The following is a 24,940-nucleotide window of genomic DNA, read 5'->3' on the forward strand; positions in this document are numbered from 1 at the left end:
GCCTCCTTATAAATTTTTGAATGCATCGATTTGTTGTCGTGTGAAAGATTCTATATTTTCACCAGATGCATATTTTTTGTACCAATCAACAGTCCAAGCGATAGCATCATCTGTTGATAACTTAGGAGTCCAGCCGAGTTTGTTTACTGCTTTTGTACTATCGAGTGTTAAAACAGGTGATTCATAAGGAGTATTTGTAGAGGAGGAAATGATTGTTAGTGAGTTATTCCATAATTTTATTACAGATTCAATGACATCATGAACGGTTCTGTTAGGTTCATTCATTGGGCCGAAATTCCACGCTTCTGCATATTTAGCATCATTCCAAAGTTTCTCAGCTAAAAGGATATAGCCATGTAGAGGATCTAAAACATGTTGCCACGGACGGACGGCATATTTGTTTCGAATACACAAAGTATGATTGTGCAAATATGCCCGAATGATATCAGGGAATAATCGGTCTTCTGCCCAATCACCACCGCCGATGACGTTACCAGCTCTGACTGAGGCGAGTTTCTGGGTATTAGTGCGGAAGAATGATTTTTGATAGGATGTTGCCGCTATTTCAGCGCAAGCTTTACTAGCGCTATAAGGATCGAAACCTCCTAGTCGGTCATTTTCCACGAACGCTCGGTCGCCACTACCGTCATTCTCATAACATTTATCGCTTGTCACATTAATAATGGCACGTACGCTTTCGACGGACTTTGCTGCTTCTAGCACGTGGACAGTACCTAAAACATTCGTTTTGAATGTATCGATAGGATTTTTGTATGAAGCGGTTACGATTGGCTGAGCTGCTAAATGAAATATTATGTCAGGTTTATGCTGCTTCATGGCATGAAATAAAGAATGGTAATCTGTAATATCGCCTTTCATTGTCGTGCACTCTTTTGCTACGTTACCTTGTTCAAAAATGTTAGGAATGGATGGGGGATGAGAAGAAAAGCCTACTACTTCTGCACCTAAAGAACTTAAGAAAAGGGTGAGCCAGGAGCCTTTAAATCCAGTATGTCCTGTAATAAATACTTTTTTCTTATTCCAAAAAGATGATGAAGCCATATTACCAAACCTTCCACGGAGCGTTATTACTTTCCCATAGCTCGACTAATTTATTTTTATCGCGCAATGTATCCATCGGATGCCAAAAACCAGAATGTTGATATGCGGCCAATTCATTTTTGTTTACTAACTGAACTAAAGTGTCTGTTTCAAAAACAGACTTATCTCCACTAATGTAATTGAAAACTTCAGGATTTAAAACGAAAAATCCACCGTTAACCCATCCGCCATCACCTAATGGTTTTTCTTGAAAAGATGTTACAGACTGTTTATCTAATATGAGAGAACCAAATCTACCAGGAGGTTGTACGGCAGTAACAGTAGCCATTTTTCCATGTTTTTTATGGAATGTAATAAGTTCTTTTATATTTACATTACTTAATCCATCACCATAAGTGAGGCAGAAAGGTTCGTCTCCGACATAATTTTGAATCTTTTTCACTCGGCCACCCGTTTCGGTATTTACACCAGTATCGATTAGTGTAACTTTCCATGGTTCTACACGATGAGAATGGCTAGTAATTGTATTATCGTTTAACTGTATTGTGAAATCAGACATGTGTAAGTTGTAATTTAGAAAGAACTCTTTAATTGCATATCCTTTATAGCCTAAGCAAATAATAAACTCAGTAATCCCGTAATGACTATACAAACTCATAATGTGCCATAGAATGGGCTTTGTTCCAATTTCAATCATAGGTTTCGGTTTTAAATGTGTTTCTTCCCCAATTCTTGTACCGTACCCACCAGCAAGAATAACAGCTTTCATTTTTTCCTCCTAAAATAAAAATTTATTATTTATACAGTATTCATGTTTTATGCAAATGAGATTGTTTTTGATTAAGTGAATGAAAATGTTTGAGGTGATGACGATGCAGAAAATATTACGGTTTGAATTTTGGAAATAATTCTTGATATTCAGGGTTATGACGGAGGTCTTGTGTTAGGTTACTAAGCTCTAAAAAACGTATGTCCAGTACTTCAGGAGATTGACCGTAATGTGTTTGAAGTCCCATTTGAACACCCCTTTTTGAAAGGGTAGGTGTAATTTGTAATTTTCTTGCCTTTGATTGTTCATTCCAAGGGCTAAAATAAAATTTTAAAATAAATGAAGGATAGTCATAAATTATATATCCGTGCCGCGAATGATGTCTACCAGGTAAATATGCACCGTCTAGATGATTGTGAATAAATCTCCAAGCACATCCGAGATTTGGGTTATAAGGGAAGACACCGTGGTATCGCTGTTCTACTAAGGGGATAGAATATCTAGGCTTTGAATAATTATAATTATGATTATCTATCATTAAAATCATTCTAATCGCATACATGTTTTGGCCTAGTGTATGAAGAGATGAAAAAAATTCTTCAGTATTATTACAACAAAAGAATTCAGTAGTATTTAAAACGATTTTCCAACCTGAAACTTCTCTTTCAATTTCCATCACTTCAATATCAGTATTAGTTGGATCAAACTCAAGAAATCTTGAATTTCGTACTTCCCAGTGGGGTGCTAATAGTTTACAAATCTCTACGGAACGATCTGTAGACCCTCTATTAATTAAAATGCCGTGATCGAATATTTTCGTGTGATGCATAAGCCACCATGGAAGTAGGTATTCTTCATTATAAAAATGAGAAATGATTGTCTTTTTCATATTAATTCCCTCCTATACAAGCAATCATTATTAGTAGGATATGCTTTTAAATAAGAAAGGTTAAAAGTGGCAGACAATGTAGTGATTAGGTAGTAGTTTAGTAATTTTATTGTATAAGTGTAGATTACTCGTATTGAATCATCATAGGAGGAGATTGGAATTTTGTATAAATTGTGAATAATAAACCGTCACGTTTGACTGTACAGTTTATGTGTTGTATGATGTAAGTAATATAAACAAGGGGGGAAGATCGTTGGGAAGGTGTATCGAATCGGACAGTTGGCTCTCATGGCTCACGTGTCGAAACGAACGATTGATTATTATACGAATCTAGGTATCTTAAAAGCGGAGCGATCTCAATCTAATTATCGCTATTACGACGAAACAGCATTTGAGACATTACAATTTATTGAGAAGTGCAAAGAAATGCATATGCCGCTTTGTGAGATTAAAGAGAAAATCGAGGAGAAGAAGAAGCTGCTCGGTATCAATGAACACGTTTCGAAACAAGTGAATGAAGTGACAGACCATATTCATCAATTAGAAGTGGAGCTTACTGAGTTAAAGCCGCTTTTAGATGGATTGACTGATTCACAACGTGAAAAAATATCGAAATCTTTATCTGGTCAAACGACAGCTTTAATACAGACACTTGCTCTATTATTATAGAATAAGTGAAATCCGACCTCTTTAATTTTTGTATCGGGCTATGTTTTCTAACAAACAAATAAGAAAACATTATAGTATACAGGAGGTGGACACCTTAGTTTTTTAACTAAGGGGATTCATTGGAAATATTTAATTTAGTCATGGTTGCGATTTTAATCGCATTTACTGGATTTTTCGTAGCAGCAGAGTTTGCGATTGTAAAGATACGTTCAAGCCGTATCGATCAGCTTGTTGCGGAAGGAAAACGCGGTGCTTTAGCAGCGAAAAAAGTAACAACAAATTTAGATGAATATTTATCTGCTTGTCAATTAGGTATTACAGTTACAGCTATGGGATTAGGTTGGTTAGGTGAACCGACAATTGAAAAGTTATTACACCCGTTATTTGAGAAATGGAACTTAAATCCTTCTATTTCATCAGTATTAACATTTGGTCTTGCTTTTATGATTATGACGTATTTACACGTTGTAGTAGGGGAATTAGCTCCGAAAACGATGGCAATTCAAAAGGCTGAAAGGGTAACGTTATTATTGGCAGGTCCATTAATGATGTTCTATAAAATCATGTATCCATTTATTTGGGTATTGAACGGTTCAGCTCGTGTGATAACTGGTTTATTCGGTTTAAAGCCAGCTTCAGAACATGAAGTAGCTCATACAGAAGAAGAATTACGTCTTATCCTTTCAGATAGCTATGAAAGTGGCGAAATTAATCAAGCTGAATACAAGTATGTAAATAACATTTTTGAATTTGATAATCGTATTGCAAAAGAAATTATGGTACCGCGAACAGAAATCGTTGGTTTCTACCTGGAAGATTCAGTAGAAGAACACATGAAAGTAATCCAAAATGAGCGATACACACGTTATCCGATTTTTGGAGAAGATAAAGATGATATTATCGGTATGGTCAACGTAAAAGATTTCTTTATTCGATATATGACCGAGGATCAAAAAGATTTATCATCTATTCGCTCGTATATGCGTCCGATTATTGAAGTGATGGAAACGACTCCAATTCACGATTTATTACTTCAAATGCAGAAGAAGCGAATTCCGATGGCTGTTTTATATGATGAGTACGGAGGAACAGCTGGAATTGTAACGCTTGAAGACATCTTAGAGGAAATCGTCGGTGAAATTCGTGACGAATATGATGAAGATGAAGCACCACCAATTCAACATGTGAACGAGCAACATATCATTGTTGATGGAAAAGTGCTTATCTCAGAAGTGAAAGATTTATTTGGATTACACATCGAAGAAGATGATGTGGATACAATCGGTGGATGGATTATGATGCAAAATCATGAAATCGAAGAAGGACAACACGTTGAGGCGGAAGGTTATGAATTTAAAGTGTTAGAAAAAGACGCTTACCAAATTAAACGTGTTGAAATTCGTAAGATGGAACAAGAACAAGAAGAAGAGAAAGCAGCAACTGTGTAAGTTGCTGCTTTTCTTCTAAAGTACAAAAAATGAGAACTTAGGAGCGGATATTTTGATTCAAGAAGCCTTACGTGTATATCGATTACAATTGTATGTGATCTTTAGTGGTTTACTACTTATGTGGACGATTACTCCGTTTGGAAAACAAGTGACAGGGTTCGGTATTGGATTAGCAGTAAGCGCCTATTGTCTTTGGTTATTAGCTCGCAGAGTGGAGAAACTCGGAAAAAGTATCGTAATGAAGGAAAAGGCTCCTGGATTAGGAGTTTTAAACCGATTTGCAGCTGCTATTTTAGGAGCTATCATCATGTATGAAATTGAGCATGAAATGGAAATGTGGGCATTCGGTACAGGTATTTTAGGTGGTCACTTTTTAATGATTGCAAATTTAGCGTATGCAAATATGCAGTTAGTGAAAGAAGAAGAGAAGCAAAGAGAACATGCTTCGAAAAACATAGAGCTATGATGAAAGGGACCTAATCAGGTTCCTTTTTTAGTTTAGCGATATGATACAAGTAATCAAATTAATGACAAATATAATACGCTTCTTTTTTGTGTTTTTCAATAGTATGAAAAATAATAAAAAAATTTTAAAAAACCCATCGATTTCTAAAGGTTATGTATGTTATTATGACAAAAGACTTTTTGAAAGAGGTGGATACCAATGTTACAAGCGCTACTTATTTTTGTGCTTCAAATTATTTACGTTCCAATATTAACAATCCGTACGATTTTGCTTGTAAAGAATCAAACAAGATCCGCTGCTGGTGTTGGATTGTTAGAAGGAGCTATTTACATTGTCAGTTTAGGTATTGTGTTTCAAGATTTATCAAATTGGATGAACATCGTTGCCTATGTCATTGGCTTTAGTGCGGGACTGTTATTAGGCGGTTATATAGAGAATAAATTAGCAATTGGTTATATTACGTATCAAGTTAGTTTACTAGACCGTTGTAATGAATTAGTAGATGAATTACGTCACTCTGGATTTGGCGTTACAGTATTTGAGGGCGAAGGTATTAATTCTATACGTTATCGCTTAGATATCGTCGCAAAGCGTTCTAGGGAGAAAGAGCTTTTAGAAATCATTAATGAAATTGCACCGAAAGCGTTTATGTCTTCGTATGAAATTCGCTCGTTTAAGGGTGGATATTTAACGAAGGCGATGAAGAAAAGAGCGTTAATGAAAAAGAAAGATGAACATGCATCGTAAAAAAGAGGAGTAGTGCTGCATTAAAAGCGCAGTATAAGTCCAAATGTAAAAGGGAGGAATCTATTTTGATGTAGATTCCTCTCTTTTTTATTGTTAATTGAAAAACTAAATCGTATAATTATTTTTTCTACTCATCCTCAAATTAATGATTAGCCATATAACTTGAAAAAATACCGGTATGATAAACGCGATTAATATAACGATAAGTGATATGGATTTAATTTCAGGTGTTTGAATAACACCAGCACCATCAACCTCTCGTAACCAAATAATAGCGGCCCATATTCCAAAAACGATAATCCAAAATAGGTTACCAATCCACCAAGAAATCCATCGTTTTTTCATGTTAGCACCCCTTACATTTATCTACTGTTAAAAGTATATTTTCGTTCGTTACATTTATAATGAAACAACTTTAAAATTAGTTTTTAACTGTATATCTAACTTGTTTGAAGGTTACTATTTCTCCATCATCATTATCATCTTTCGTTTGCAAAAGTTGAACTTTTGGTTTGTAGTCTGTCCGATGAGCGTGTTCGATATCTTTAATGTTAAGCTTGTAGGATTCACCATTCTTTAGCTTTTGTTCTAACACTTTTTTATTAGCAACATAAATAAAAGTTACTTTATTTTCATCAATTCCCTCGGTCTTAATTTCTAACTCATTATCTTTTGCTGTGATTGTTGGTGTTAATAATTCCATACTGCCTTTCCCGCTTTCTAAAGAATTCTCTGCTATAGTTGAACATCCTGATAGTATGATTCCGGTGAATAGAAGAACAAGTAATTTCCTTTTCATAACATCCCCTCCGATTCTATGTGATTTTTGATTTTGGCATTGTTAGACTGCTAGTGTGGAGCGTAAATGTTTAGCTAGTACTCTTTTTATTGTACCATAATATGTAAATTAAAAAAGGCTGTATATCCAATGTAAGAGAGACTGAAAAATTTACTTATTGTTGTAAATTCGTGTGTTTTAGCTTCTAGTTCAATCGAAATGTAGACAGGAGAAAGAAATTTTTTGTGGGAATTACAATTTTTACATTTTACAATAATGATAGGGAATAGATGAATTCATTCACTTCGGAGGTAGTTATTTGAACATTAACGAGAGGGCAATTGAAATGTTTGAACAAAATAAATATGAGGAAGCAATGGAACTGTTTCAACAAGCAGTACATAAATCTAGAGGTGTACAATCTCTCAATAATCTTGCTTGGATGTATTTTTATGAGGAAGAGAATGATGATAAAGCTCTTGAATTAATAAGAGAAGTTGTTAAGTTGAATCCTTCTTCATACTTTCCTTATAACATCTTAGGGGACATTTACATGAAACAAGAAAAATGGACAGAAGCGAAAGAAGCATTACAAAAGTTTATTTCAAGCATATCATAATGTAGCTGTAGCGCATTATAACCTTGGAGAGCTGGAAAAAGCTTCAGAATTTTTCTTGCGAGTTGCAGGGGATTCGGACTATATCATGTATAGCTATGTAAAATGTTTAATTGAGGAATATACAGAAGAGAATAATTGTTATAAAACAATGGTAGAACGTATCAAATCTGGATACGTTCCAGGATTAGAGTTTGAAACTGATTATATAGGGGCTTGCTATTTATTTGGTTGTAAAAGACATAATCACCTTGAATATGAAAAATAAAAAGATTCGACTGTCACATATGATGGTCGAATCTTTTTCGTTATAGGTCGCTTGTATTACATAGGTGTATATCCTCTTTAGAGGCCACTTTTTTTATATTTAAAATATGTAGTGATATAAAACCAATAAGTCCTATTCCGCCAAAAATAAGCCATGGTGTATACATTCCGCTTAAGTTGGATGTAAAAGATGTACCGGTATAATTACCAATGATAAAACCAAATGCGAGTGATAGTTGATAAAATCCGAAGAAAGTGGCTGTATATGATTCATTACTGTAATTTGCAATAGCGATATCAGCGTTAGGTAATACGAGTGTTTCACCGATTGTAAATAAAATTATACAAATAAAGAGCCAATATGGATGTTCGAATAATGGTATGAGTAAAAAGGAAATACCCATGAATAAAACACCGTATTTAATAAATGAAAGTGTGTTGTATTTATGAAAGAGTTTTCGGAATAACACCATAAATATGACGCCAGTTATTGCATTTATCGTAATAACTAATGTAGCAAGCTGATTGCTATTACTAATGTTTTTCATATGAAGTGGAAGGGCGACAGTAAGCTGAGTAAACATAATATAGAAGAAAATCATGATAAAGGAAAACAGAAGGAAAAACTTGTTTTGTAAGATGGCCTGTATTCCTAATGTAATAGACGTGTTTTCAGTAGTGACTTGGAAGTGATTTTTAAGTAAGTAAAAGATAAAAGCAAATAACAGCATAAGAGATCCTGTTAGAGAGAAAGCGTAGAGTGGATCGAGTAAGAGTAAGAACCCTCCTGCAATTGGTCCGATTATTGCACCGCAATTAAAGCTAAGGTTTAAATATGTAAATAAATTTTTTCTCAAATGAGCTGGTTGTGAACCGAATATGGCGCGCGCAGCAGGTTCGTAAAATGCAGTTCCGAAGCCAATAAGTGCAGAAGAAATAGAAATTGTATAGAAATCAGAGCATATTCCTAAAGCGATAAATCCGATTCCTCTCAAAAATAAACCGGCTATCATCATAATGATATAGCCTATTTTGTCAGCAATTAACCCTGAGAATAATGGGATAACTCGTGATGTAATTGTCATAACCGTCAACACTGTTCCTACTTGGACAGCAGAAAAATGAAGAAAGGTTAATAGATAAATAGCTAAAAATGCGTATACTGCAAAATACCCAAAAGACATAAAAAATGAAGAAATAAGCATGAAACGTATCGGTGTTGAGAAACTTTTCATAGAAATCCTCCTAATTATGTAACCAGTAAAATCATTTGATGGTTAACTATTTTATACTATAATTATACATAAAGTCAGAAAAAAGTAAATTTTAAGAAGAAGGTGGATCGAATTGAATCAAAACGCTCCAAATGAACTAGAATATATTCGGGAATTTTTAAATACATGGAGAATACCAAACGATACGAGAGAGCCAATTGATTTGCTGCAAACAGAAGAAGACATAAAGCTTTTTATGAAAGAATATTTTGATGAAGAGTTTCCATTTCATACGATAGAGGAATTAAGAGGTTTTCGAGAAGATATTCGGATGACAATTGAAGGCGAAGGATCATTGCAAAAATGGTTAGAGAAATACCCATTTCATGTACATATAAAGGATGATATGAAAGGTATTACATATGAACCGGTATATGAAGAGAATGTGTATACAAAAGTGTTAAGCATTGTGTTAATGTCAATTCAAGAAAATGTATGGGGAAGGTTAAAAGCATGTCCAGATTGTCGCTGGGTATTTTATGATCATTCGCGAAATGGAAGTAAAAGATGGTGCGGTATGTATGCTGGAGAAGAAGGAGGAAGAGCATGCGGTACGATTGCGAAAGTGAAAAACTACCGGGCGAAGAGAAAAGGGCGATCTGGTTATGATATGTAATTAATATTAGAGAAAGAAAAATGGATGGGGGAATGTAGAATATGAAAGGTACGCAAATGTTAGCTTTAAATAAAAAGTGTTGGGAGACAGTTGCACCTTATTTCTTTCAAGTGGATTGTTTACCTAAATATGGTCCGTATACGGCGTCTGAAGATGAGATTCGTTTGTTCGATTCAATCAGAAAGAAAAAGGTTCTTGATATTGGCTGTGGAAGTGGGCATTCGTTGCAATATATGGCGGAACAAGGGGCAGAGGAATTATGGGGGCTTGATCTTTCAAGTACACAAATTGAAATAGCGAATAAGACGTTAAAGGATTGGAATCCAAAGTTAGTATGCGGAGCAATGGAAGAAGAAGGCGATATTCCGAAAGGATATTTTGATATTGTATATTCCATTTATGCATTAGGTTGGACTTCGGATTTAAGAAAAACGTTGGAACTGATTTATTCATATGTAAAGTCAGGGGGAAGTTTTATTTTTAGTTGGGAGCACCCGGTATATTCAAACTTACAGTATGGTACGGAAGAAGTTGCTATAAAGTCTTCTTATCATGAGGAAACGCCCATTACGTTTGAAACATTTAAAGGAGAAAATGTACAAGCGACATTATATAAGAGAAAAATAAGTACATACATAAATGAGTTAAATAGAGTGGGATTTAAAATTGAGAGAATAGAAGAGCCTGAACCATCAAGCTCGTTTGATGGAGAACTAGCTGAGCCGTCTACGAAGTATTATTCTTTATATAAAGCTAGAATGGTGCCGACTACTTTTATTATTAAAGCTAGAAAGTAAAGTGTTTTTATAAAAGAAGCCTATGATTTCAAATAGATGAAATCATAGGCTTCTTTATTTTAAAAAAATGAGGTCAAAGGTGTACTTTTCTTATAAAAATGCATTTCATATAAAAGGTGTAATTATTTTGGGGAAGGGGGATTGTTGTGCGTCATCATAGAAAGTGCAAAAAATTTGGAGTGGCACTGCCTCTTCCGCTTATAGGAGCAACGGGTCCGACAGGTAATAGTGGTCCAATCGGTCCAACTGGAGGGCATGAAGGTCCTGTTGGTCCTACAGGGGTGACTGGACCGACGGGAGCAACTGGGCCCCAAGGTCCTCAAGGTATCAGGGGAATACAAGGTCCCCAAGGGACAACAGGAGCACAAGGAATACAAGGGGCTATTGGTGATACAGGAGAGCAAGGTATAACTGGCCCGACTGGTCTCCAAGGTGCTCAAGGATTAATCGGTAACCAAGGTCTAATTGGTGATATTGGAGTACAAGGATTAGAAGGAATACAAGGAGCAACGGGTCCTGCTGGTAGTCAAGGTATACAAGGCACACAAGGAATACAAGGGGAAATAGGCGAGCGAGGACAAACAGGGGCACAAGGAATGCAAGGAGAGAGAGGCATAACTGGAGTCTCGGGTGTAACTGGTCCACAAGGCCCTCAAGGTGTTCAAGGAATACAAGGAGAGCAAGGGGCTATTGGTATACAAGGAGAAGACGGCTTCCAAGGTATACAAGGAATTACTGGAGAGGAAGGCCCGCAAGGAGCTCAAGGAATACAAGGGGAAGTGGGTCCAACTGGTTCTACTGGAATGCAAGGTGCCCAAGGTATAAGTGGAATAAAGGGGATAACAGGTGCAATAGGTTTACAAGGACCACAAGGTGTGCAAGGAATACAAGGTATAACGGGAGCAACAGGTTTTCAAGGGATAAAAGGAATAAGAGGTATAACGGGAGCGACAGGTAGCATTGGTATTCAAGGCTCAGAAGGACCACCGGGCGGTCCGACGGGAACAACTGGTCCAATTGGTCCATCTAGTGGGGTGACTGGACCAGCTGGACCACCCGGTCCACCAGGAGGTCCAACAGGTCCAACGGGTGCGACTGGTTCAACAGGTGTAAGCGGTGGGATAGGACCAATTGGAGCGCAAGGAGTGCAAGGTATAACCGGTCCAACAGGTCCTCAAGGTGTAAGAGGAGCGCAAGGTTCCCAAGGTGTAGTTGGAGCAGTTGGAGTACAAGGGGCACAAGGTCCTCAAGGTAACCAAGGTATAACCGGTCCAACGGGTGCAGAAGGTTCTCAAGGAATACAAGGTCCGCTGGGAGTAATCGGTCCAACAGGTGCAGAAGGCCCTAAAGGTATTCAAGGTATTCAAGGTGTAATCGGTCCAACAGGTGCACAAGGAATGGTGGGAATACAAGGTGTAGCTGGTCCAGCTGGTGTTACAGGAGCGGAAGGAGCTCAAGGTGCACAAGGAATCCGAGGAATAACCGGTCCTGCTGGATCACAAGGTATACAAGGAGTTCAAGGGATACAAGGAGAAACAGGAGCAGCTGGAATACAAGGTCCTCAAGGTGTTCAAGGGATACAAGGGACTACCGGATTGACAGGCACACAAGGTGCACAAGGTCCTCAAGGAGTGCAAGGAATAATAGGACCGACTGGAGCTATTGGCTTGCAAGGTTCTCAAGGATTACAAGGAATAACGGGTCCAACAGGAGCGCAAGGAGTGCAAGGAATACAAGGAGTGCAAGGAATTATCGGTCCAACAGGTGCACAAGGAATTATCGGTCCCCAAGGAAGTGCAGGGGAAGTCGGTATAACAGGCCCACAAGGAGTCCAAGGAGCGCAAGGTAGTCAAGGCCCACAAGGCCCACAAGGAAATGTTGGAATTACAGGTGCAACGGGTGAAACTGGGGCTACTGGAGCAACCGGGGCAACTGGACCACAAGGTGTGCAAGGAGTGCAAGGGATTACGGGAATACAAGGAATAACGGGAACGACAGGCAATACAGGTGCAACGGGTCCGCAAGGAATACAAGGTATACAAGGGATTCAAGGGTTGCAAGGCCCAATTGGAGCAAGTGGGGTGACAGGTGCTAGTGGTAGTATAGGCCCAGTTGGAGCACAAGGTAGTCAGGGCCCAAGTGGTGTGGTGGGACCGACAGGAGCAACTGGTAGTGCAGGTTCAATAGGTTTCTTGGGAATAGCGGGAGCGACAGGAGCGACTGGCTTACCTAGCGGGGGCGGTTATTTCTTTTCTACTTCAACGAGTACAATTGCAGCGAATGCGTTAATACCAATTAATTCTGGATCTACAGTTTTTGGTTCTGATGTCAGTTTAACAAATGCAACAACTGTAACGTTAAGTACGCCGGGAATTTATTTAGTAAGCTATTATTTTCAAGGCGATCCAACTGGGGGGAATGAAACGATTTCAGTGAGGCTTACTTTAAATGGAACACAAGTCACAGGGAGTTTTATTCTTTATGTTACAGGAGGTACTTTTGTATTAGAACCAGCGATTTCTAATACGATGGTCATAAATGTTGTTTCTTCAAATGCTACTTTATCTTTACAAAATGGCCCATTAGCTATTGGGCATGTAACGACATTATCTGGTGTGATAACAGCTAGTTTAAATGTATTAAAAATAGTTTGATACGTTAGTTATAACGGGGGAGATGCTTGTGAAGAATCAAGATAAGTGTAGTAAGTTTCAAGCACCTATTCCTTTTCCACCGCCAGGTATTACGGGGCCCACTGGTCCAACCGGTCCAACTGGTGCTTTAGGTGGACCAACTGGACCGCAAGGAATACAAGGCGTACAAGGTCCAATCGGTCCAACCGGCTCACAAGGAATACAAGGAGTGCAAGGGGTGCAAGGAGAAAATGGTCCAACCGGCCCAACTGGTTTAACTGGACCACAAGGTTCTCAAGGTAATCAAGGACCTATGGGAGAACGAGGCCCACAGGGAATACAAGGTGTTCAAGGAATACAAGGAGAAAGAGGTCCGACTGGTCCAACTGGTATTCAAGGGATACAAGGAATTCCTGGCCCAATCGGTCCGACCGGTCCAACAGGAATACAAGGCATACAAGGAATGCAAGGAGAAATCGGTCCAACCGGCCCAACAGGAGTACAAGGAATACAAGGAGTGCAAGGGGAAATTGGTCCGACTGGACCAACTGGAAATACTGGTATACAAGGTGTGCAAGGTAATTTAGGAGGTAGTGGTTTACAAGGTGTAACCGGAATACAAGGAATACGGGGTCCGATTGGTCCAACAGGGCCAACTGGTTCTCAAGGAATTCAAGGGGAGCAAGGACCAATGGGTCCACAAGGGGAAACTGGTGTTCAAGGTTTACAAGGTCCCCAGGGAGAAATGGGGCAGGTAGGTCCAACAGGAATACAAGGAATACAAGGAGTGCAAGGTGTAATCGGTCCGACTGGTCCAACCGGTTTACAAGGTGATCCAGGTCCAACCGGCCCAACAGGAGCCACTGGGATAACTGGTCCGACAGGTTCTGCAACTGGCCCGACTGGAGCAACCGGTCCAACTGGTCCACCAGGAGGTCCAACTGGTCCAACCGGTCCAGCAGGATCACCAGGGGGTCCAACTGGTCCGACTGGAGCAACAGGGGCAACAGGAGCGACCGGAGCAACAGGAGCGACTGGAATTCAAGGGGTACAAGGAATCCAGGGACCGACCGGAGCAACTGGTGTAACAGGTTTGCAAGGAGTACAGGGACCAATGGGGGCAACGGGTCCAACGGGTGATCAAGGCATTCAAGGTCCACAAGGGATACAAGGAGTAACCGGTCCGACTGGTCCGCAAGGTCTACAAGGAATCCAGGGACCGGTAGGAGCAACCGGTCCGACTGGTCCACAAGGAGTGCAAGGGGCACAGGGGCCAATCGGTCCAACCGGCCCTCAAGGTCTACAAGGCATACAAGGTGAGCAAGGAGTAAGGGGAGCGACCGGTCCAACTGGTTTACAGGGGCTACAAGGAATCCAAGGTCCGAGTGGTCCAACCGGTCCTCAAGGAGTGCAAGGCGTACAAGGTCCGAGTGGCATAACCGGTCCAACTGGTCCTCAAGGAATACAAGGTATTCAGGGACCACAAGGAAGTATAGGCCCAACCGGTCCTCAAGGAATACAAGGAGTGCAAGGTCCACAAGGCCCAACCGGCCAGACGGGAGCAACGGGTCCTCAAGGAATTCAGGGAATACAAGGTCCAATTGGTCCAACCGGCCCCCAAGGAATTCAGGGGATACAAGGCGTGCAAGGTCCACAAGGCCCAACTGGTCAGGCAGGCCCTCAAGGTCTACAAGGAATAACTGGCCAGGCGGGCCCAACTGGTCCAACAGGAGCAACCGGACCTACTGGTGCAACGGGTCCCCAAGGTCCTCAAGGAATTCAAGGACCACAAGGAGCAACGGGGCAGGCGGGAGCAACCGGACCTACGGGAGCAACGGGTCCTCAAGGTCCACAAGGAATCCAAGGTCCACAAGGGGTAACGGGGCAGGCGGGAGCGACCGGCCCTACGGGAGCAACAGGTCCACAAGGAATCCAAGGAATCCAAGGGCCACAAGGTGTGACGGGAGCAACCGGAGCAACCGGAGCGACTGGAGTGACTGGTGCAACCGGACCGACCGGAATACAAGGCATACAAGGAATAACTGGAGCAACAGGGGTAACGGGGATAACGGGCCCAACAGGTGCCACGGGTCCAACAGGCTTAACTGGAGCAACAGGATCATCTGCTATATCGACAGGTGGCGGATATTTCTTTTCTACATCAACAAGCACAATTGCAGCAAATGCCAACATCCCAATTAATTCTGGATCCACTGTATATGGAACTGGTGTATCTTTAACTAGTGCTACGACAGTCACAGTAGCGACGCCAGGAATATATTTAGTAAGCTACTATTTTCAAGGGGATGCGACTGGTGGGAATGAGACAGTATCTGTTAGATTGCTATTAAATGGAACGCAACTAACAGGGAGTTTTATACAAAACGTAACGACATCAACTGTAGTAATCGAACCAGCCATTTCAAATACACTTCTTGTGAATGTGACGAGTGCCAATTCAACATTAATATTACAAAATGGCCCGTTAGGTGTAGGGCATGTGACTACTATAGCAGGTGCGATTACAGCAAGCTTAAATGTAGTGAGAATTTTATAAAGAATATAAAAAACACAAGGAATGTCTTTGTAAGACACACCTTGTGTTTTTTAATATTAAATAAACATTTTCTTCATCTTTTCGGTTGAAAAATATGCTGAAAGAAGTATTTGTGATGTAAGTTATCTACAACCTTATTTGCTTGATATGTGCGTTGTTTTTCAATTCGAAGTCTTTGCTCCATCATTTTAATTGCGTGATCAGATAAACGTAACATAATACATTCTCCTTTTCTATAAATATAGGTGACTATTTGATATCGATCCCATATTTATAATTAAGGAGGCAAAATGTGTAACATAGGCAAAAAGCACCTTCCTCTCCCATTACGCTTACGAGGTTAGCTGTCGGACTCGGGAAGTGAGAGTTTCCCTACTTAAAAAAGATTCGCCCCAAGTAGCATAGCTACAAAAATGGTTCCCCCGCTCCAAAATTTGGACTCAGCAAAAGGTTTTATAAAGTAAAAAATAACATAAAGGAGCGAACAAGTCAAATTATTTTGTGTATTCTGTCTTTTTTAATTGCGTAAGAATCATACCGTCAGGAAGTATTGTATCTGATACTGTAATGAATCCGTGTTTTTTATATAAAGTAATAGCAGGGGTATTCGCTTTACCTGTTTGTACAATATATGTCATTGGAGAGGGAAACATGTTAAATATATAAATTAGGAGTTTCGTTGCGATTCCTTTTTGAAAAAAATCGGGCGATACAACTAGCCTATGGATATCGATTAGTTTTTCTTCTTGTACAAAAGAAATAAAACCGACAAGTTTATTTTCAGAAAAATATCCATAGAATGTTTCAACGCAATTTTGAATATCGTTTACAGTATCATATAAACGAGGTATGGCAGTACTATTTAAGTAGTCTGCTTCAACTTTATAAGCTGGAATTTGAACCTGTAAAATGGATGTTGCTACTTCAAAAGAAGTGGAATTTAACTTAAGAATCATAGATAATGAAGCCTCCTTTAAATATGGTATATGAATATAATTGCTTTATGGGTGAGTTTGACAATATTTTTCTTTTTTGCATATAATATATGTATCTCCATATGTAAAATAGTAGTAAATATATTTCTATAGTGAAATATGATTAGCAATGATAAATACATATGTTTGTATTGAATCATACAAACTATAATAGAAATGGAGGACTAAAAATGGGATGGATTATCACATTAATAGTTGGTGCTATTATAGGTGCAATTGCTAGTTCTATAACAGGTAAAAATTTCCCAGGTGGTATGTTCGGAAATATTATCGCAGGTTTATTAGGTGCTTCGTTAGGTGGTAGATTATTTGGATCCTTTGGGCCATCATTTGGTGGGATTCATGTCGTGCCGGCATTATTAGGTGCAATCGTGTTAATTCTTATTGTATCATTTGTAGTGAAAGCTGCAAGGAAATAGAGATATAGATTATGATGAAGAGCCCTGAATAAGGGCTTTTCATCATTCGAAGAGGTGGTTTCATTGGAGAAAATAAATATAAGAAAAAGAGATAAGTTAAGAAAGTTTTTTAGAGAACAAAATTATTTGGCGGTATTACTTGGATTTGCGTTATTGTTCATTAATATTTTATTGCTAACAAAAATATCATTTGTTTTTACACCGTTTATCGTATTTTTAAAAACAATTTTCTTCCCAGTACTATTAGCAGGCGTGCTATTTTATATTTTGCATCCATTCGTTTCGCTTTTAGAAAAGAAAGGTGTTTCAAGAATCGTATCGATAGCTTCCATATATTTAATCGTACTAGGATTATTTGTATTTTTAGTTGTAACGGTTATCCCTATTATTAAAGATCAAATTGATGCATTAATTGATAACTTACCGTATTTTGGCCATGAGATTGAACAAGCAGCACGTAGATTCGGGGAAAGTAATTTACTCGGTAAAATTCAGGAGAATTTAAATATTAATGTTGCGAATATGGTAAAAGAATACACAGTTGATTTTACAAAGTCATTATCATCAGTAACTGGGAATGTAACTGGATTTTTGAGTACTGTTACAGAGGTTGTTTTGACATTTGTAATGGTTCCATTTATATTGTTCTATCTTTTAAAAGATGGTGAGCAATTGCCGAATCACTTTTTAAAGTTTATTTCAGAGCAAAGACAACCAGCAGCAATGAGAATACTAGATGATATGCATTATGCGATTAGCTCGTATATTAGAGGTCAAATTATCGTCAGCTTATTTATCGGTATTATGCTATTAATTGGTTATCTTATTATTGGTATTAAATATGCGGTATTACTTGCGATTTTAGCGATGATTGTAAATATCGTTCCGTACGTAGGACCAATTATCGCGATTACACCAGCGTTAATTATCGCATTTATCGACTCGCCAGCAATGGTGTTAAAAGTAATTATCGTTATGATGGTTGTACAATTAGCAGAAGGTAAATTTATTTCTCCGCAAGTTATGGGTAAAAAGTTAGATATTCATCCGATTACTATCATTTTTATCATTTTAACTGCCGGAAACTTATTCGGGATTATGGGCATTATTTTGGCCATTCCAGGATATGCGATATTAAAAGTGTTAGTTACACACGGTTATAGATTTGTTAAGTTGAATACGTGAAAAAAAGCGCTAAAACAGTGGGAACTGTTTTAGCGCTTTTTTATTAACAATTCATTTGCATATTGGCGTGCCCATTGATCCGCTTCTAATATAGCATCTAGTGAAGGATCTTTTACGTTATGATGAGCTTCAACTGTTTTGTAAATTGTTTTTTCAATATCGAAAAAGGCAATTTCATTTTTTAAGAATAGCGCATTCGCAATTTCATTTGCTGCATTTAATACAGCGGGAGTAGTACCACCGATTTTGCCACATTCATATGCGTATTGTAGACAAGGGAACTTCTCTAAATCTGGTTTTTCAAAATGTAAACTACCGATTTCTAATAAATTTAATTTTTCATAGGAAGAAGGTAGCCGAGTAGGATAGTGAAACGCATATTGAATCGGCATTCTCATATCAGGAGCACCGAGCTGTGCCATAACTGATCCATCAATAAATTCTACTAAAGAATGAATGATACTTTCTTTATGAATCATTACATTAATTTTTTCATATGGAATATCAAATAGCCATCTCGCTTCCATTACTTCGAACCCTTTATTCATTAATGTGGCAGAATCAATCGTTAGTTTTGCGCCCATTAACCAGTTTGGGTGCTTTAAAGCATCTTTTGCTTGTAATGTTTGCATTTCATCACGTGTTTTATCACGGAAAGCACCACCGGAAGCTGTTACAATTAACTTCTCAATCTCTTTATTATTTTCTCCTTTTAAACATTGGAAAATAGCTGAATGCTCACTATCTACTGGAATTAAGCGACATCCGTTTTGTTTCGCTAGTTCAGTTACGATATGTCCAGCTGCAACCAAAGTTTCTTTATTAGCAATAGCGATATCTTTCTTCGCTTTTAATGCTTCAATTGTTGGAAGTAATCCTGAAACACCTACAACAGAGCTTAATACAAGATTTGAATCAGGGTGAGTAGCTACTGCAATGAAGCCATCAGTCCCGTGTGTGATTTTTGTATTTGCTGAAATACGCGTACGAAGCTTGTCTGCTAAGTCTTTTGTCGCAACGCTTACAATACGAGGTTGAAACGTTTTGATTTGTTGCTCAAGAAGATCGATATTATAATTTGCGGTTAAACCGACGATTTTAAAATGTTCAGGATGAGCTGAAACGACATCTAATGCAGATGTGCCGATGGATCCTGTTGAACCTAAAATTGATATATATTTTACCATGAAAAAACCTCCAAAGTTGTTTCGAATATTTCAACAAACCTATATAATATTAGACAATTGAAGTGGAAATTCCTGCTATATAAAATAGAAAATTAGGGTTTGTTTGGAAGTGAAATGTGATAAACTGTAAAAAATAACGAAAAAGCAATGAAAGAGAAGAGTACATATTCGAAACTTTTCAGAGAGCTGATATGTGGTGAGAATCAGTAAGGGATGAATATGGAATGGACTCTGGAGCTTCTAACTGAAATGAGTAGGTAAAGACGGTTACTTCACGTTATTGAAGTATGAAGTGAGCTAATGATAGCTAATTAAGGTGGTACCGCGGGAGTCTCTCGTCCTTTTTTAAGGATGAGGGGCTCTTTTTATTTTGCGAAAGGAGGAGTTAGTGTGAGTGAAAAAATAATGTTAACAGGAATTAAGCCGACAGGTTATCCACATTTAGGAAATTATATTGGTGCGATTAAACCTGCATTACAAATGTCAAAGAATAATGAAGGAAAAGCATTGTACTTTATAGCTGATTATCATGCATTAAATGCTGTGCATGATTCAGAAAAGTTCAGCAGTTATACGAAAGAGGTAGCAGCTACTTGGTTATCGCTTGGACTTGGGGAAGATGTTGTTTTTTATCGGCAAACAGAAGTACCGGAAATTCTAGAATTAGCTTGGATTTTAGCTTGCCTAACTCCGAAAGGTCTTATGAACCGTGCACATGCGTATAAAGCGAAGGTGGAGCAAAATAAAGAAGCAGGGTTAGAGGTCGATGCGGGAGTGAATATGGGGTTATACACGTACCCGATTTTAATGGCAGCTGACATATTATTATTTCAAGCTACTCATGTACCAGTTGGAAAAGACCAAATTCAGCATATTGAAATTGCGCGTGATATTGCGACGTATTTTAATCATACATTTGGCAAGACATTTACACTACCGGAGTATGTAGTGCAAGAAGAAGGAGCTATTTTACCTGGTCTTGATGGAAGGAAGATGAGTAAAAGTTACGGAAATGTAATCCCATTATTTGCAGAGCAAGAAAAACTACGAAAATTAATATTTAAAATCAAAACAGATTCTTCACTTCCAAATGAACCGAAAGAATTAGAAACATTATTTATGATATATAAAGAGTTTGCGACAGAAGACGAAGTACAGTCATTACGTGAAAAATATGAGACTGGAATCGGATGGGGCGATGTGAAAAAAGCGTTGTTTCGCGTTGTAGATCGAGAGTTAGCTGGACCTCGTGAAAAGTACGCAATGTATATGAATGAGCCGGATTTATTATATGAAGCATTAGAAAACGGTGCTGAGAAGGCACGCGCTATTGCGAAGATAAATTTAGCTGAAATTAAAAAACGGATTGGATTTAAGAGGGAACGTTAAGCGTTCCCTTATTTTTTTAGATAATCTGTAATAATCTTCTCGATAACAGGAGGAAGATTATTAGGTAATTCATCAAGTGAAAAGAAGCGTAGTTCTTTTGATTCACTTTGATCGCATACAAGTTCACCATAAAATTCTCGGCAAATATAAACAACGAGTACACCGTGTACTTGATCACCATTTGGATAGATTTGAAAGAAATCTGGTCCTGAGTATGTACGGAATAGTTCTGGATTTTTAATAATAAGTCCAGTTTCTTCAAACACTTCTCGTTTTAAAGCATCTTCTAACGTTTCGTTATATTCTAAGGCACCGCCAATAATGCCCCAGCGGTTAAAATCTGTACGGAGCTGCAGCAATACTTCATCTTTTTCATTTAATATAATGGCGTGTGATCCTATTAGAATAAGTGGATGATTTCCTACTAGATTTCTCATATCTTCAATATAACCCATGTCATTGCTCCTTGTATTTAATAATAGTTAGGAAGTTCTTTTAACATTCTTTCTGTTTTACGTGCTGTAAAGGCTAAGTTATGGTCATCTTTCGTTCTGAAAAATAATGTGCGTAAAAAGGTTTTAATATTGGCACATAAAATACAATACTCATTAAGCGAAAGGCGTTTTCTAATTTGAGGAAGCCTTTTTATTTTTTTATGAATAATAGAAATTAAATCGTTCTGAGGAAAATCATGATACAGCATTGCTAGTAATGGAGTAACAATGCGTTCATCTTCGTTATTATGAAAAAGGTCAGATGGAATAAAGATTTTATTTAATAAACAATGAATTAATTCTTCGTACCATTCAAAAGTTGTATACGTATTATGAACAATTTCAGTAAAGGCATCAGATACATGAGCAAGACAATGAGCCCATCCTTTATTTTCAATATAGCCCCGAAAATCCGTTTCTAAGTTTGTGTATGTAATGAGTTTATTTTTTATTTCTTCGATATCCTCCTCTGTACAAAAGTAGTGCGAATTAGCGAATTGGAGTATTAACGCAATTAACGAAACAGTGTAAGAACGTGTGAAAACCCCATCTGTATGTGGGGAGTAAATGTCACAATATAAATACTCATCACTTAAACAAGTTTGCAGAAGTAATTTCAGCTGATCGTCCATAAGGAATTCATGATGAATGAAATGCGCAAAACATTTATATATAAGTTGGTAACGAACGTAGCTATCAGTCGTTCCGATATACTGAAGCATGTTCAAAGTTAACTCATTTACGTCTATATGTTGCAGTTGCGTGTAGTCATTTTGTTGTATAAGCTCTAACTGTTGTTGCAATGCTGTAATATCCAATGGAGAACCTCCTCCGCACTTTAAAGATGCGATCTTTTCTAGTATTCTATATATTCAAGGACAATCCTGCTCATGCAAGGAGAACGATTAGAAATTCGAGTATGATATAGATGAGGGAAGAATATGACGACGATAGAACAGTTAGAAAAACATTTTAAAATAAGGAGAAGTGCTTCTTCTATTATGATAAAAGAAAATAATGCAGAGGTTTTTACAGAAGAGCAATTAGAAGAGATGGTGCAATATTACGTTGCTGAAGCTGAAAAAGATGGATTAGAAAAACTACATTTTGAAGTCTCTTCAAAAAGTCCAAATTATGATGTGTATAAAAAATGTTTTGAAACGTATTCATTTGAATATGTTACTGAAAATATGATTGTATTTAAAGATATATATGAAGTAGAAGATGTAGAAAGTGAAATTGATTTTAAGCTTATTGAAGAAGTTGGAGAAGAGGCTTTTTATTCACTGTGGAATGAAGCAACGGGAGAACCAGTCGCTCATGATCAATTTGTGCATATGATGCTAGAAGAAATTGGTGAGCAGTGGAAAGAACATTGTTTAATAGCGAGTGTAGGTGAAGAGCTGATAGGAATTGTAATTCCACATATTGAAAGAGGTGCGTTAGAAGAAGGGAAACTTATGTACTTCGCAGTTACTCCAAATATGCGTAATAAGGGATATGAAGCTGCGTTATTTGCAGGTGCGATGTTTGTCTTAAAGGAAATAGGTGCATCTTATTATATTGGTGAGACAAATATACAAAATGAGTGGATGAAGGATGTTTTTGAAAAGAACGGATGTCAGTTGTTTAGTTCAACTGAGAGATATGTGAGAAAGTTTTAGGAGTATGAATGATGTATACTCTCGAACTCGTATAGCGGGAGGGGACTATATATGTTAAAGCAATCCATGCATTCATTCGTGTTATTGTATCCAAATGTATTGTTAGAAGGCTGGAATGTTGAAAAAGTTTCAGAACGTTATGAAGGTGAAAAGTGGGGAACTTTTTGGTTTCAGGTTGTTACTCCAACTGGGATGTTTCGAGTAAAGGAATTTTTTCTCGATATAATGGAACCAGTATTTCCGGATAGCTGTATTTCTCAAGCAAAAGGAGATTGTTTTCAATATAAAGGGCTTGTGTATTGGAAAGGTATAAATTATAAAGGAAAAGAAAGTTACGTTACATCTATATGGAAAACACAAGTTGAAATTTCTGTTGATCATGGATATGTAAACCAAGACGAAATGGAACGATTTCTATTTGAATTACAACCAGTAAATATGGAGCTTGGGAAAACGATATTACATACATCATTTCACTTATTAAGCTTTCAAGCGAAGAGAAGTGAAATGGGTGAGATAGGAAGATGTAGAGAGTGGAATGCTCCAGATGACGTATCCTATGTAAATTTGTTAATTCATGAAAAACTAAATTGGAAACTTGAATCGGTCGGTTTCGGAAATGACGAAACGCAGTATGTATACTGGGACGAAGTTAATAAACTATATGCACTTTGGGTTTGTAGACATAAAAACAAAGCGTATTATCCTATTTCTTCATGGACAATGAACTATGGCCCAAAACAAATTATAAACGGGTTAGAGTTTTATTCGCACCCTAATCGCGGAACAGTTGTATACGAAGATTTAGGTAATGAACAAATCGCATACGTATTTCGCGGTAATCCATGTACAAATTTTGAACAAGTAAAAGAACTTTTCGCCTGTTTGTAAGATAAAAAGAAAAATGAGAACGACAAAATGGATATTCCCATAATACAATAGGGTAAGATTCAATTATAAGAGAAAGCGTTGGTGAAAGAATGGAGCAGCAAAGAAATTGGCTACAAGCAACTGTAGAAAGAATTGAAGATAATACGTTACAAATAAAGTGGGAAAATAATATAGAAGAAGTTCGTATTTATTGGAGTACTTCGCCAGATCATATTGAAGAAAATGGAGAATTACTTTCAACTGTAAATGGAGAATTATCATATACAATTGAAAACCCGAGCGACAATGAGCGTCCATATTTTAGACTAGTAGGTAGTAATGGACAAGCAGTGACAGTAGCTGAGCGTAGATTGCCATTACAAGGTGCGTTTAACTTCCGTGATATGGGTGGATATGAAACGACAGATGGACGTAAAGTGAAATGGGGCAAATTATACCGTTCTGAAGAATTAGCAGGACTAACAGAGTGGGATATCGACTATTTACAAAAGTCTGGTTTAAAGTTAATTTGTGACTATCGTACAGACTTTGAGGTAAAGCATAAGCCCAATCCTGAGATTACAGGTGCTCGTCAAGTGTGCTTACCAGTTATGCAAGACTTAGCGAAAGACTTAAATATAAATGAGTTTTTCCAAGTTGGTGACCTTTCTATGTTAGGAAAACCAGGTGAGTATCTTGTGAAAATGAATCAAGATTTCGTAAGTGGTAACGAGGCATTCGTGAGCTTCTTAAACTTAGCGCAAAACCCGGAAAACTTACCGTTAGTAAACCACTGTACAGCTGGAAAAGATCGTACTGGATTTGGTTCAGCATTATTACTACTTTTACTAGGTGTACCAGAAAAAACAGTAATGGAAGACTACTTACTAAGTAACGGATTCCGTGAAAAGCTAAATGAAAAAATGATGGCCTTTTTAGGTGCGAAATTACAAAACGATGAGAGCAGAGCGATATTAGGTGCAATGTTTGAAGCACGTGCTGAATACTTGCAAGCTGCGATTGGTGAAATTCAAAAGCAATACGGATCAGTTGAAGCATACGCTGAAAGGGCTCTTGGCTTTACGAAAGAGTCGTTAGAGAAAATGAAAGAGTTATTACTAGAAGACTAATAAGTAAAAGGAGGCTGAG

25 protein-coding genes, 1 pseudogene, 1 riboswitch and 1 other annotated feature are annotated in these 24,940 nt (G+C 37.8%); of the genes and pseudogenes, 15 read left to right on the top strand and 11 right to left on the bottom strand.

Going from position 1 to position 24,940, the window contains the following annotated elements:
* Positions 1-6 precede the first annotated feature (6 nt).
* The 3 genes from rfbG to ACTFP3_RS10170 form a co-directional block, all read right to left on the bottom strand.
* On the bottom strand, positions 7-1,062 hold the full coding sequence (rfbG, locus tag ACTFP3_RS10160) for a CDP-glucose 4,6-dehydratase (RefSeq protein ID WP_006922515.1): 1,056 nt from the start codon (positions 1,060-1,062) through the stop codon (positions 7-9).
* A 1-nt stretch (position 1,063) separates the two neighbouring features.
* Positions 1,064-1,831 (bottom strand): glucose-1-phosphate cytidylyltransferase, encoded by a 768-nt coding sequence (gene rfbF / locus ACTFP3_RS10165; protein WP_000648807.1) that lies wholly within the window; start codon positions 1,829-1,831, stop codon positions 1,064-1,066.
* Between the two features lie 115 nt (positions 1,832-1,946).
* Positions 1,947-2,720 (bottom strand): glycosyltransferase family 2 protein, encoded by a 774-nt coding sequence (locus tag ACTFP3_RS10170; RefSeq protein ID WP_000750973.1) that lies wholly within the window; start codon positions 2,718-2,720, stop codon positions 1,947-1,949.
* Positions 2,721-2,981: 261 nt separating this feature from the next.
* Between ACTFP3_RS10170 and ACTFP3_RS10175 the strand changes: the two genes are divergently transcribed.
* The 4 genes from ACTFP3_RS10175 to ACTFP3_RS10190 all read left to right on the top strand — a co-directional run bounded on the left by ACTFP3_RS10175 (position 2,982) and on the right by ACTFP3_RS10190 (position 6,050).
* Positions 2,982-3,389 carry a MerR family transcriptional regulator gene (locus tag ACTFP3_RS10175; protein ID WP_000285635.1) on the top strand — a complete coding sequence of 136 codons (408 nt, stop codon included), beginning with the start codon at positions 2,982-2,984 and terminating at the stop codon, positions 3,387-3,389.
* 119 nt (positions 3,390-3,508) lie between these two features.
* On the top strand, positions 3,509-4,837 hold the full coding sequence (locus ACTFP3_RS10180; protein WP_002183782.1) for a hemolysin family protein: 1,329 nt from the start codon (positions 3,509-3,511) through the stop codon (positions 4,835-4,837).
* Positions 4,838-4,889: 52 nt separating this feature from the next.
* Positions 4,890-5,303, top strand: coding sequence for an ATP synthase subunit I (locus ACTFP3_RS10185; protein ID WP_000613876.1), 414 nt, complete (start codon positions 4,890-4,892; stop codon positions 5,301-5,303).
* 198 nt (positions 5,304-5,501) lie between these two features.
* A complete protein-coding gene (locus ACTFP3_RS10190) occupies positions 5,502-6,050 on the top strand; it encodes a DUF2179 domain-containing protein (RefSeq protein WP_000938438.1) in 549 nt (182 codons plus the stop codon).
* Between the two features lie 105 nt (positions 6,051-6,155).
* Here ACTFP3_RS10190 and ACTFP3_RS10195 read toward each other — a convergent pair whose 3' ends face one another.
* Together ACTFP3_RS10195 and ACTFP3_RS10200 are read right to left on the bottom strand one after the other, a co-directional pair.
* Positions 6,156-6,395 carry a DUF3923 family protein gene (locus ACTFP3_RS10195; RefSeq protein WP_000747695.1) on the bottom strand — a complete coding sequence of 80 codons (240 nt, stop codon included), beginning with the start codon at positions 6,393-6,395 and terminating at the stop codon, positions 6,156-6,158.
* Between the two features lie 76 nt (positions 6,396-6,471).
* Positions 6,472-6,849, bottom strand: a complete 378-nt coding sequence (locus ACTFP3_RS10200; protein WP_000823781.1) for a hypothetical protein — start codon at positions 6,847-6,849, stop codon at positions 6,472-6,474.
* Positions 6,850-7,147: 298 nt separating this feature from the next.
* Between ACTFP3_RS10200 and ACTFP3_RS10205 the strand changes: the two are divergent.
* Positions 7,148-7,712 (top strand): annotated as a pseudogene (locus ACTFP3_RS10205) (tetratricopeptide repeat protein).
* Between the two features lie 40 nt (positions 7,713-7,752).
* On the opposite strand, the gene ACTFP3_RS10210 reads toward ACTFP3_RS10205, so the two are convergent.
* A complete protein-coding gene (locus tag ACTFP3_RS10210; RefSeq protein ID WP_163092772.1) occupies positions 7,753-8,946 on the bottom strand; it encodes an MDR family MFS transporter in 1,194 nt (397 codons plus the stop codon).
* Positions 8,947-9,058: 112 nt separating this feature from the next.
* On the opposite strand from ACTFP3_RS10210, the gene ACTFP3_RS10215 reads away from it, so the two are divergent.
* From ACTFP3_RS10215 to ACTFP3_RS10230, 4 genes are all read left to right on the top strand, one after another.
* Complete coding sequence (locus ACTFP3_RS10215) at positions 9,059-9,601, top strand: CGNR zinc finger domain-containing protein (RefSeq protein ID WP_001072930.1); 543 nt, start codon at positions 9,059-9,061, stop codon at positions 9,599-9,601.
* Positions 9,602-9,642: 41 nt separating this feature from the next.
* Positions 9,643-10,398, top strand: a complete 756-nt coding sequence (locus tag ACTFP3_RS10220; RefSeq protein WP_163092771.1) for a class I SAM-dependent methyltransferase — start codon at positions 9,643-9,645, stop codon at positions 10,396-10,398.
* 146 nt (positions 10,399-10,544) lie between these two features.
* Complete coding sequence (locus tag ACTFP3_RS10225; protein WP_440010295.1) at positions 10,545-13,052, top strand: collagen-like protein; 2,508 nt, start codon at positions 10,545-10,547, stop codon at positions 13,050-13,052.
* A gap of 22 nt (positions 13,053-13,074) precedes the next feature.
* The gene (locus ACTFP3_RS10230) at positions 13,075-15,588 is read left to right on the top strand and encodes a BC_3345 family exosporium-associated protein (RefSeq protein WP_440010298.1); all 2,514 of its coding nucleotides are present in this window, start codon (positions 13,075-13,077) and stop codon (positions 15,586-15,588) included.
* Positions 15,589-15,661: 73 nt separating this feature from the next.
* Here the strand turns inward: ACTFP3_RS10230 and ACTFP3_RS10235 are convergent, their stop codons facing one another.
* Positions 15,662-15,805 (bottom strand): hypothetical protein, encoded by a 144-nt coding sequence (locus tag ACTFP3_RS10235; RefSeq protein WP_000945243.1) that lies wholly within the window; start codon positions 15,803-15,805, stop codon positions 15,662-15,664.
* A gap of 96 nt (positions 15,806-15,901) precedes the next feature.
* Positions 15,902-16,044: riboswitch (cyclic di-AMP (ydaO/yuaA leader) on the bottom strand.
* Between the two features lie 38 nt (positions 16,045-16,082).
* Positions 16,083-16,544 (bottom strand): GNAT family N-acetyltransferase, encoded by a 462-nt coding sequence (locus ACTFP3_RS10240; protein WP_000601226.1) that lies wholly within the window; start codon positions 16,542-16,544, stop codon positions 16,083-16,085.
* Between the two features lie 209 nt (positions 16,545-16,753).
* Between ACTFP3_RS10240 and ACTFP3_RS10245 the strand changes: the two genes are divergently transcribed.
* Together ACTFP3_RS10245 and ACTFP3_RS10250 are read left to right on the top strand one after the other, a co-directional pair.
* On the top strand, positions 16,754-17,002 hold the full coding sequence (locus ACTFP3_RS10245) for a GlsB/YeaQ/YmgE family stress response membrane protein (protein ID WP_000539733.1): 249 nt from the start codon (positions 16,754-16,756) through the stop codon (positions 17,000-17,002).
* Positions 17,003-17,065: 63 nt separating this feature from the next.
* Positions 17,066-18,187: an AI-2E family transporter gene (locus ACTFP3_RS10250; RefSeq protein WP_000411484.1), complete on the top strand. Its 1,122-nt coding sequence runs from the start codon at positions 17,066-17,068 to the stop codon at positions 18,185-18,187.
* Between the two features lie 29 nt (positions 18,188-18,216).
* Here the strand turns inward: ACTFP3_RS10250 and ACTFP3_RS10255 are convergent, their stop codons facing one another.
* A complete protein-coding gene (locus ACTFP3_RS10255; RefSeq protein ID WP_000241784.1) occupies positions 18,217-19,374 on the bottom strand; it encodes a 1-deoxy-D-xylulose-5-phosphate reductoisomerase in 1,158 nt (385 codons plus the stop codon).
* A gap of 138 nt (positions 19,375-19,512) precedes the next feature.
* Positions 19,513-19,720, top strand: a binding site (T-box leader).
* Between the two features lie 44 nt (positions 19,721-19,764).
* Between ACTFP3_RS10255 and ACTFP3_RS10260 the strand changes: the two genes are divergently transcribed.
* Entirely contained in the window at positions 19,765-20,763 is a 999-nt protein-coding gene (locus ACTFP3_RS10260; protein WP_440010301.1) for a tryptophan--tRNA ligase, read from the top strand.
* An 8-nt stretch (positions 20,764-20,771) separates the two neighbouring features.
* On the opposite strand, the gene ACTFP3_RS10265 is transcribed toward ACTFP3_RS10260, so the two are convergent.
* Together ACTFP3_RS10265 and ACTFP3_RS10270 are read right to left on the bottom strand one after the other, a co-directional pair.
* Positions 20,772-21,218: an NUDIX hydrolase gene (locus tag ACTFP3_RS10265; protein WP_000540459.1), complete on the bottom strand. Its 447-nt coding sequence runs from the start codon at positions 21,216-21,218 to the stop codon at positions 20,772-20,774.
* A gap of 17 nt (positions 21,219-21,235) precedes the next feature.
* Positions 21,236-22,075, bottom strand: coding sequence for a DUF2785 domain-containing protein (locus tag ACTFP3_RS10270; protein ID WP_000355451.1), 840 nt, complete (start codon positions 22,073-22,075; stop codon positions 21,236-21,238).
* 123 nt (positions 22,076-22,198) lie between these two features.
* Between ACTFP3_RS10270 and ACTFP3_RS10275 the strand changes: the two genes are divergently transcribed.
* The 3 genes from ACTFP3_RS10275 (at position 22,199) to ACTFP3_RS10285 (ending at position 24,921) form a co-directional block, all read left to right on the top strand.
* Positions 22,199-22,921, top strand: coding sequence for a GNAT family N-acetyltransferase (locus tag ACTFP3_RS10275; protein WP_016122878.1), 723 nt, complete (start codon positions 22,199-22,201; stop codon positions 22,919-22,921).
* Positions 22,922-22,972: 51 nt separating this feature from the next.
* The gene (locus ACTFP3_RS10280; RefSeq protein ID WP_011110255.1) at positions 22,973-23,812 is read left to right on the top strand and encodes a hypothetical protein; all 840 of its coding nucleotides are present in this window, start codon (positions 22,973-22,975) and stop codon (positions 23,810-23,812) included.
* Between the two features lie 89 nt (positions 23,813-23,901).
* Positions 23,902-24,921, top strand: a complete 1,020-nt coding sequence (locus ACTFP3_RS10285) for a tyrosine-protein phosphatase (protein WP_440010306.1) — start codon at positions 23,902-23,904, stop codon at positions 24,919-24,921.
* Positions 24,922-24,940 lie beyond the last annotated feature (19 nt).

It is taken from the genome of Bacillus cereus group sp. MYBK5-2 (assembly GCF_051915685.1).
Taxonomy (GTDB): domain Bacteria; phylum Bacillota; class Bacilli; order Bacillales; family Bacillaceae_G; genus Bacillus_A; species Bacillus_A cereus.

Bases quoted from the DNA above. Each gene is read 5' to 3' on its own strand.
- rfbG (WP_006922515.1), bottom strand. From the start codon at position 1,062: ATGGCTTCATCATCTTTTTGGAATAAGAAAAAAGTATTTATTACAGGA.
- rfbF (WP_000648807.1), bottom strand. From the start codon at position 1,831: ATGAAAGCTGTTATTCTTGCTGGTGGGTACGGTACAAGAATTGGGGAA.
- ACTFP3_RS10170 (WP_000750973.1), bottom strand. From the start codon at position 2,720: ATGAAAAAGACAATCATTTCTCATTTTTATAATGAAGAATACCTACTT.
- ACTFP3_RS10190 (WP_000938438.1), top strand. From the start codon at position 5,502: ATGTTACAAGCGCTACTTATTTTTGTGCTTCAAATTATTTACGTTCCA.
- ACTFP3_RS10195 (WP_000747695.1), bottom strand. From the start codon at position 6,395: ATGAAAAAACGATGGATTTCTTGGTGGATTGGTAACCTATTTTGGATT.
- ACTFP3_RS10200 (WP_000823781.1), bottom strand. From the start codon at position 6,849: ATGAAAAGGAAATTACTTGTTCTTCTATTCACCGGAATCATACTATCA.
- ACTFP3_RS10210 (WP_163092772.1), bottom strand. From the start codon at position 8,946: ATGAAAAGTTTCTCAACACCGATACGTTTCATGCTTATTTCTTCATTT.
- ACTFP3_RS10220 (WP_163092771.1), top strand. From the start codon at position 9,643: ATGAAAGGTACGCAAATGTTAGCTTTAAATAAAAAGTGTTGGGAGACA.
- ACTFP3_RS10230 (WP_440010298.1), top strand. From the start codon at position 13,075: ATGCTTGTGAAGAATCAAGATAAGTGTAGTAAGTTTCAAGCACCTATT.
- ACTFP3_RS10235 (WP_000945243.1), bottom strand. From the start codon at position 15,805: ATGTTACGTTTATCTGATCACGCAATTAAAATGATGGAGCAAAGACTT.
- ACTFP3_RS10240 (WP_000601226.1), bottom strand. From the start codon at position 16,544: ATGATTCTTAAGTTAAATTCCACTTCTTTTGAAGTAGCAACATCCATT.
- ACTFP3_RS10245 (WP_000539733.1), top strand. From the start codon at position 16,754: ATGGGATGGATTATCACATTAATAGTTGGTGCTATTATAGGTGCAATT.
- ACTFP3_RS10255 (WP_000241784.1), bottom strand. From the start codon at position 19,374: ATGGTAAAATATATATCAATTTTAGGTTCAACAGGATCCATCGGCACA.
- ACTFP3_RS10265 (WP_000540459.1), bottom strand. From the start codon at position 21,218: ATGGGTTATATTGAAGATATGAGAAATCTAGTAGGAAATCATCCACTT.
- ACTFP3_RS10275 (WP_016122878.1), top strand. From the start codon at position 22,199: ATGACGACGATAGAACAGTTAGAAAAACATTTTAAAATAAGGAGAAGT.
- ACTFP3_RS10280 (WP_011110255.1), top strand. From the start codon at position 22,973: ATGTTAAAGCAATCCATGCATTCATTCGTGTTATTGTATCCAAATGTA.
- ACTFP3_RS10285 (WP_440010306.1), top strand. From the start codon at position 23,902: ATGGAGCAGCAAAGAAATTGGCTACAAGCAACTGTAGAAAGAATTGAA.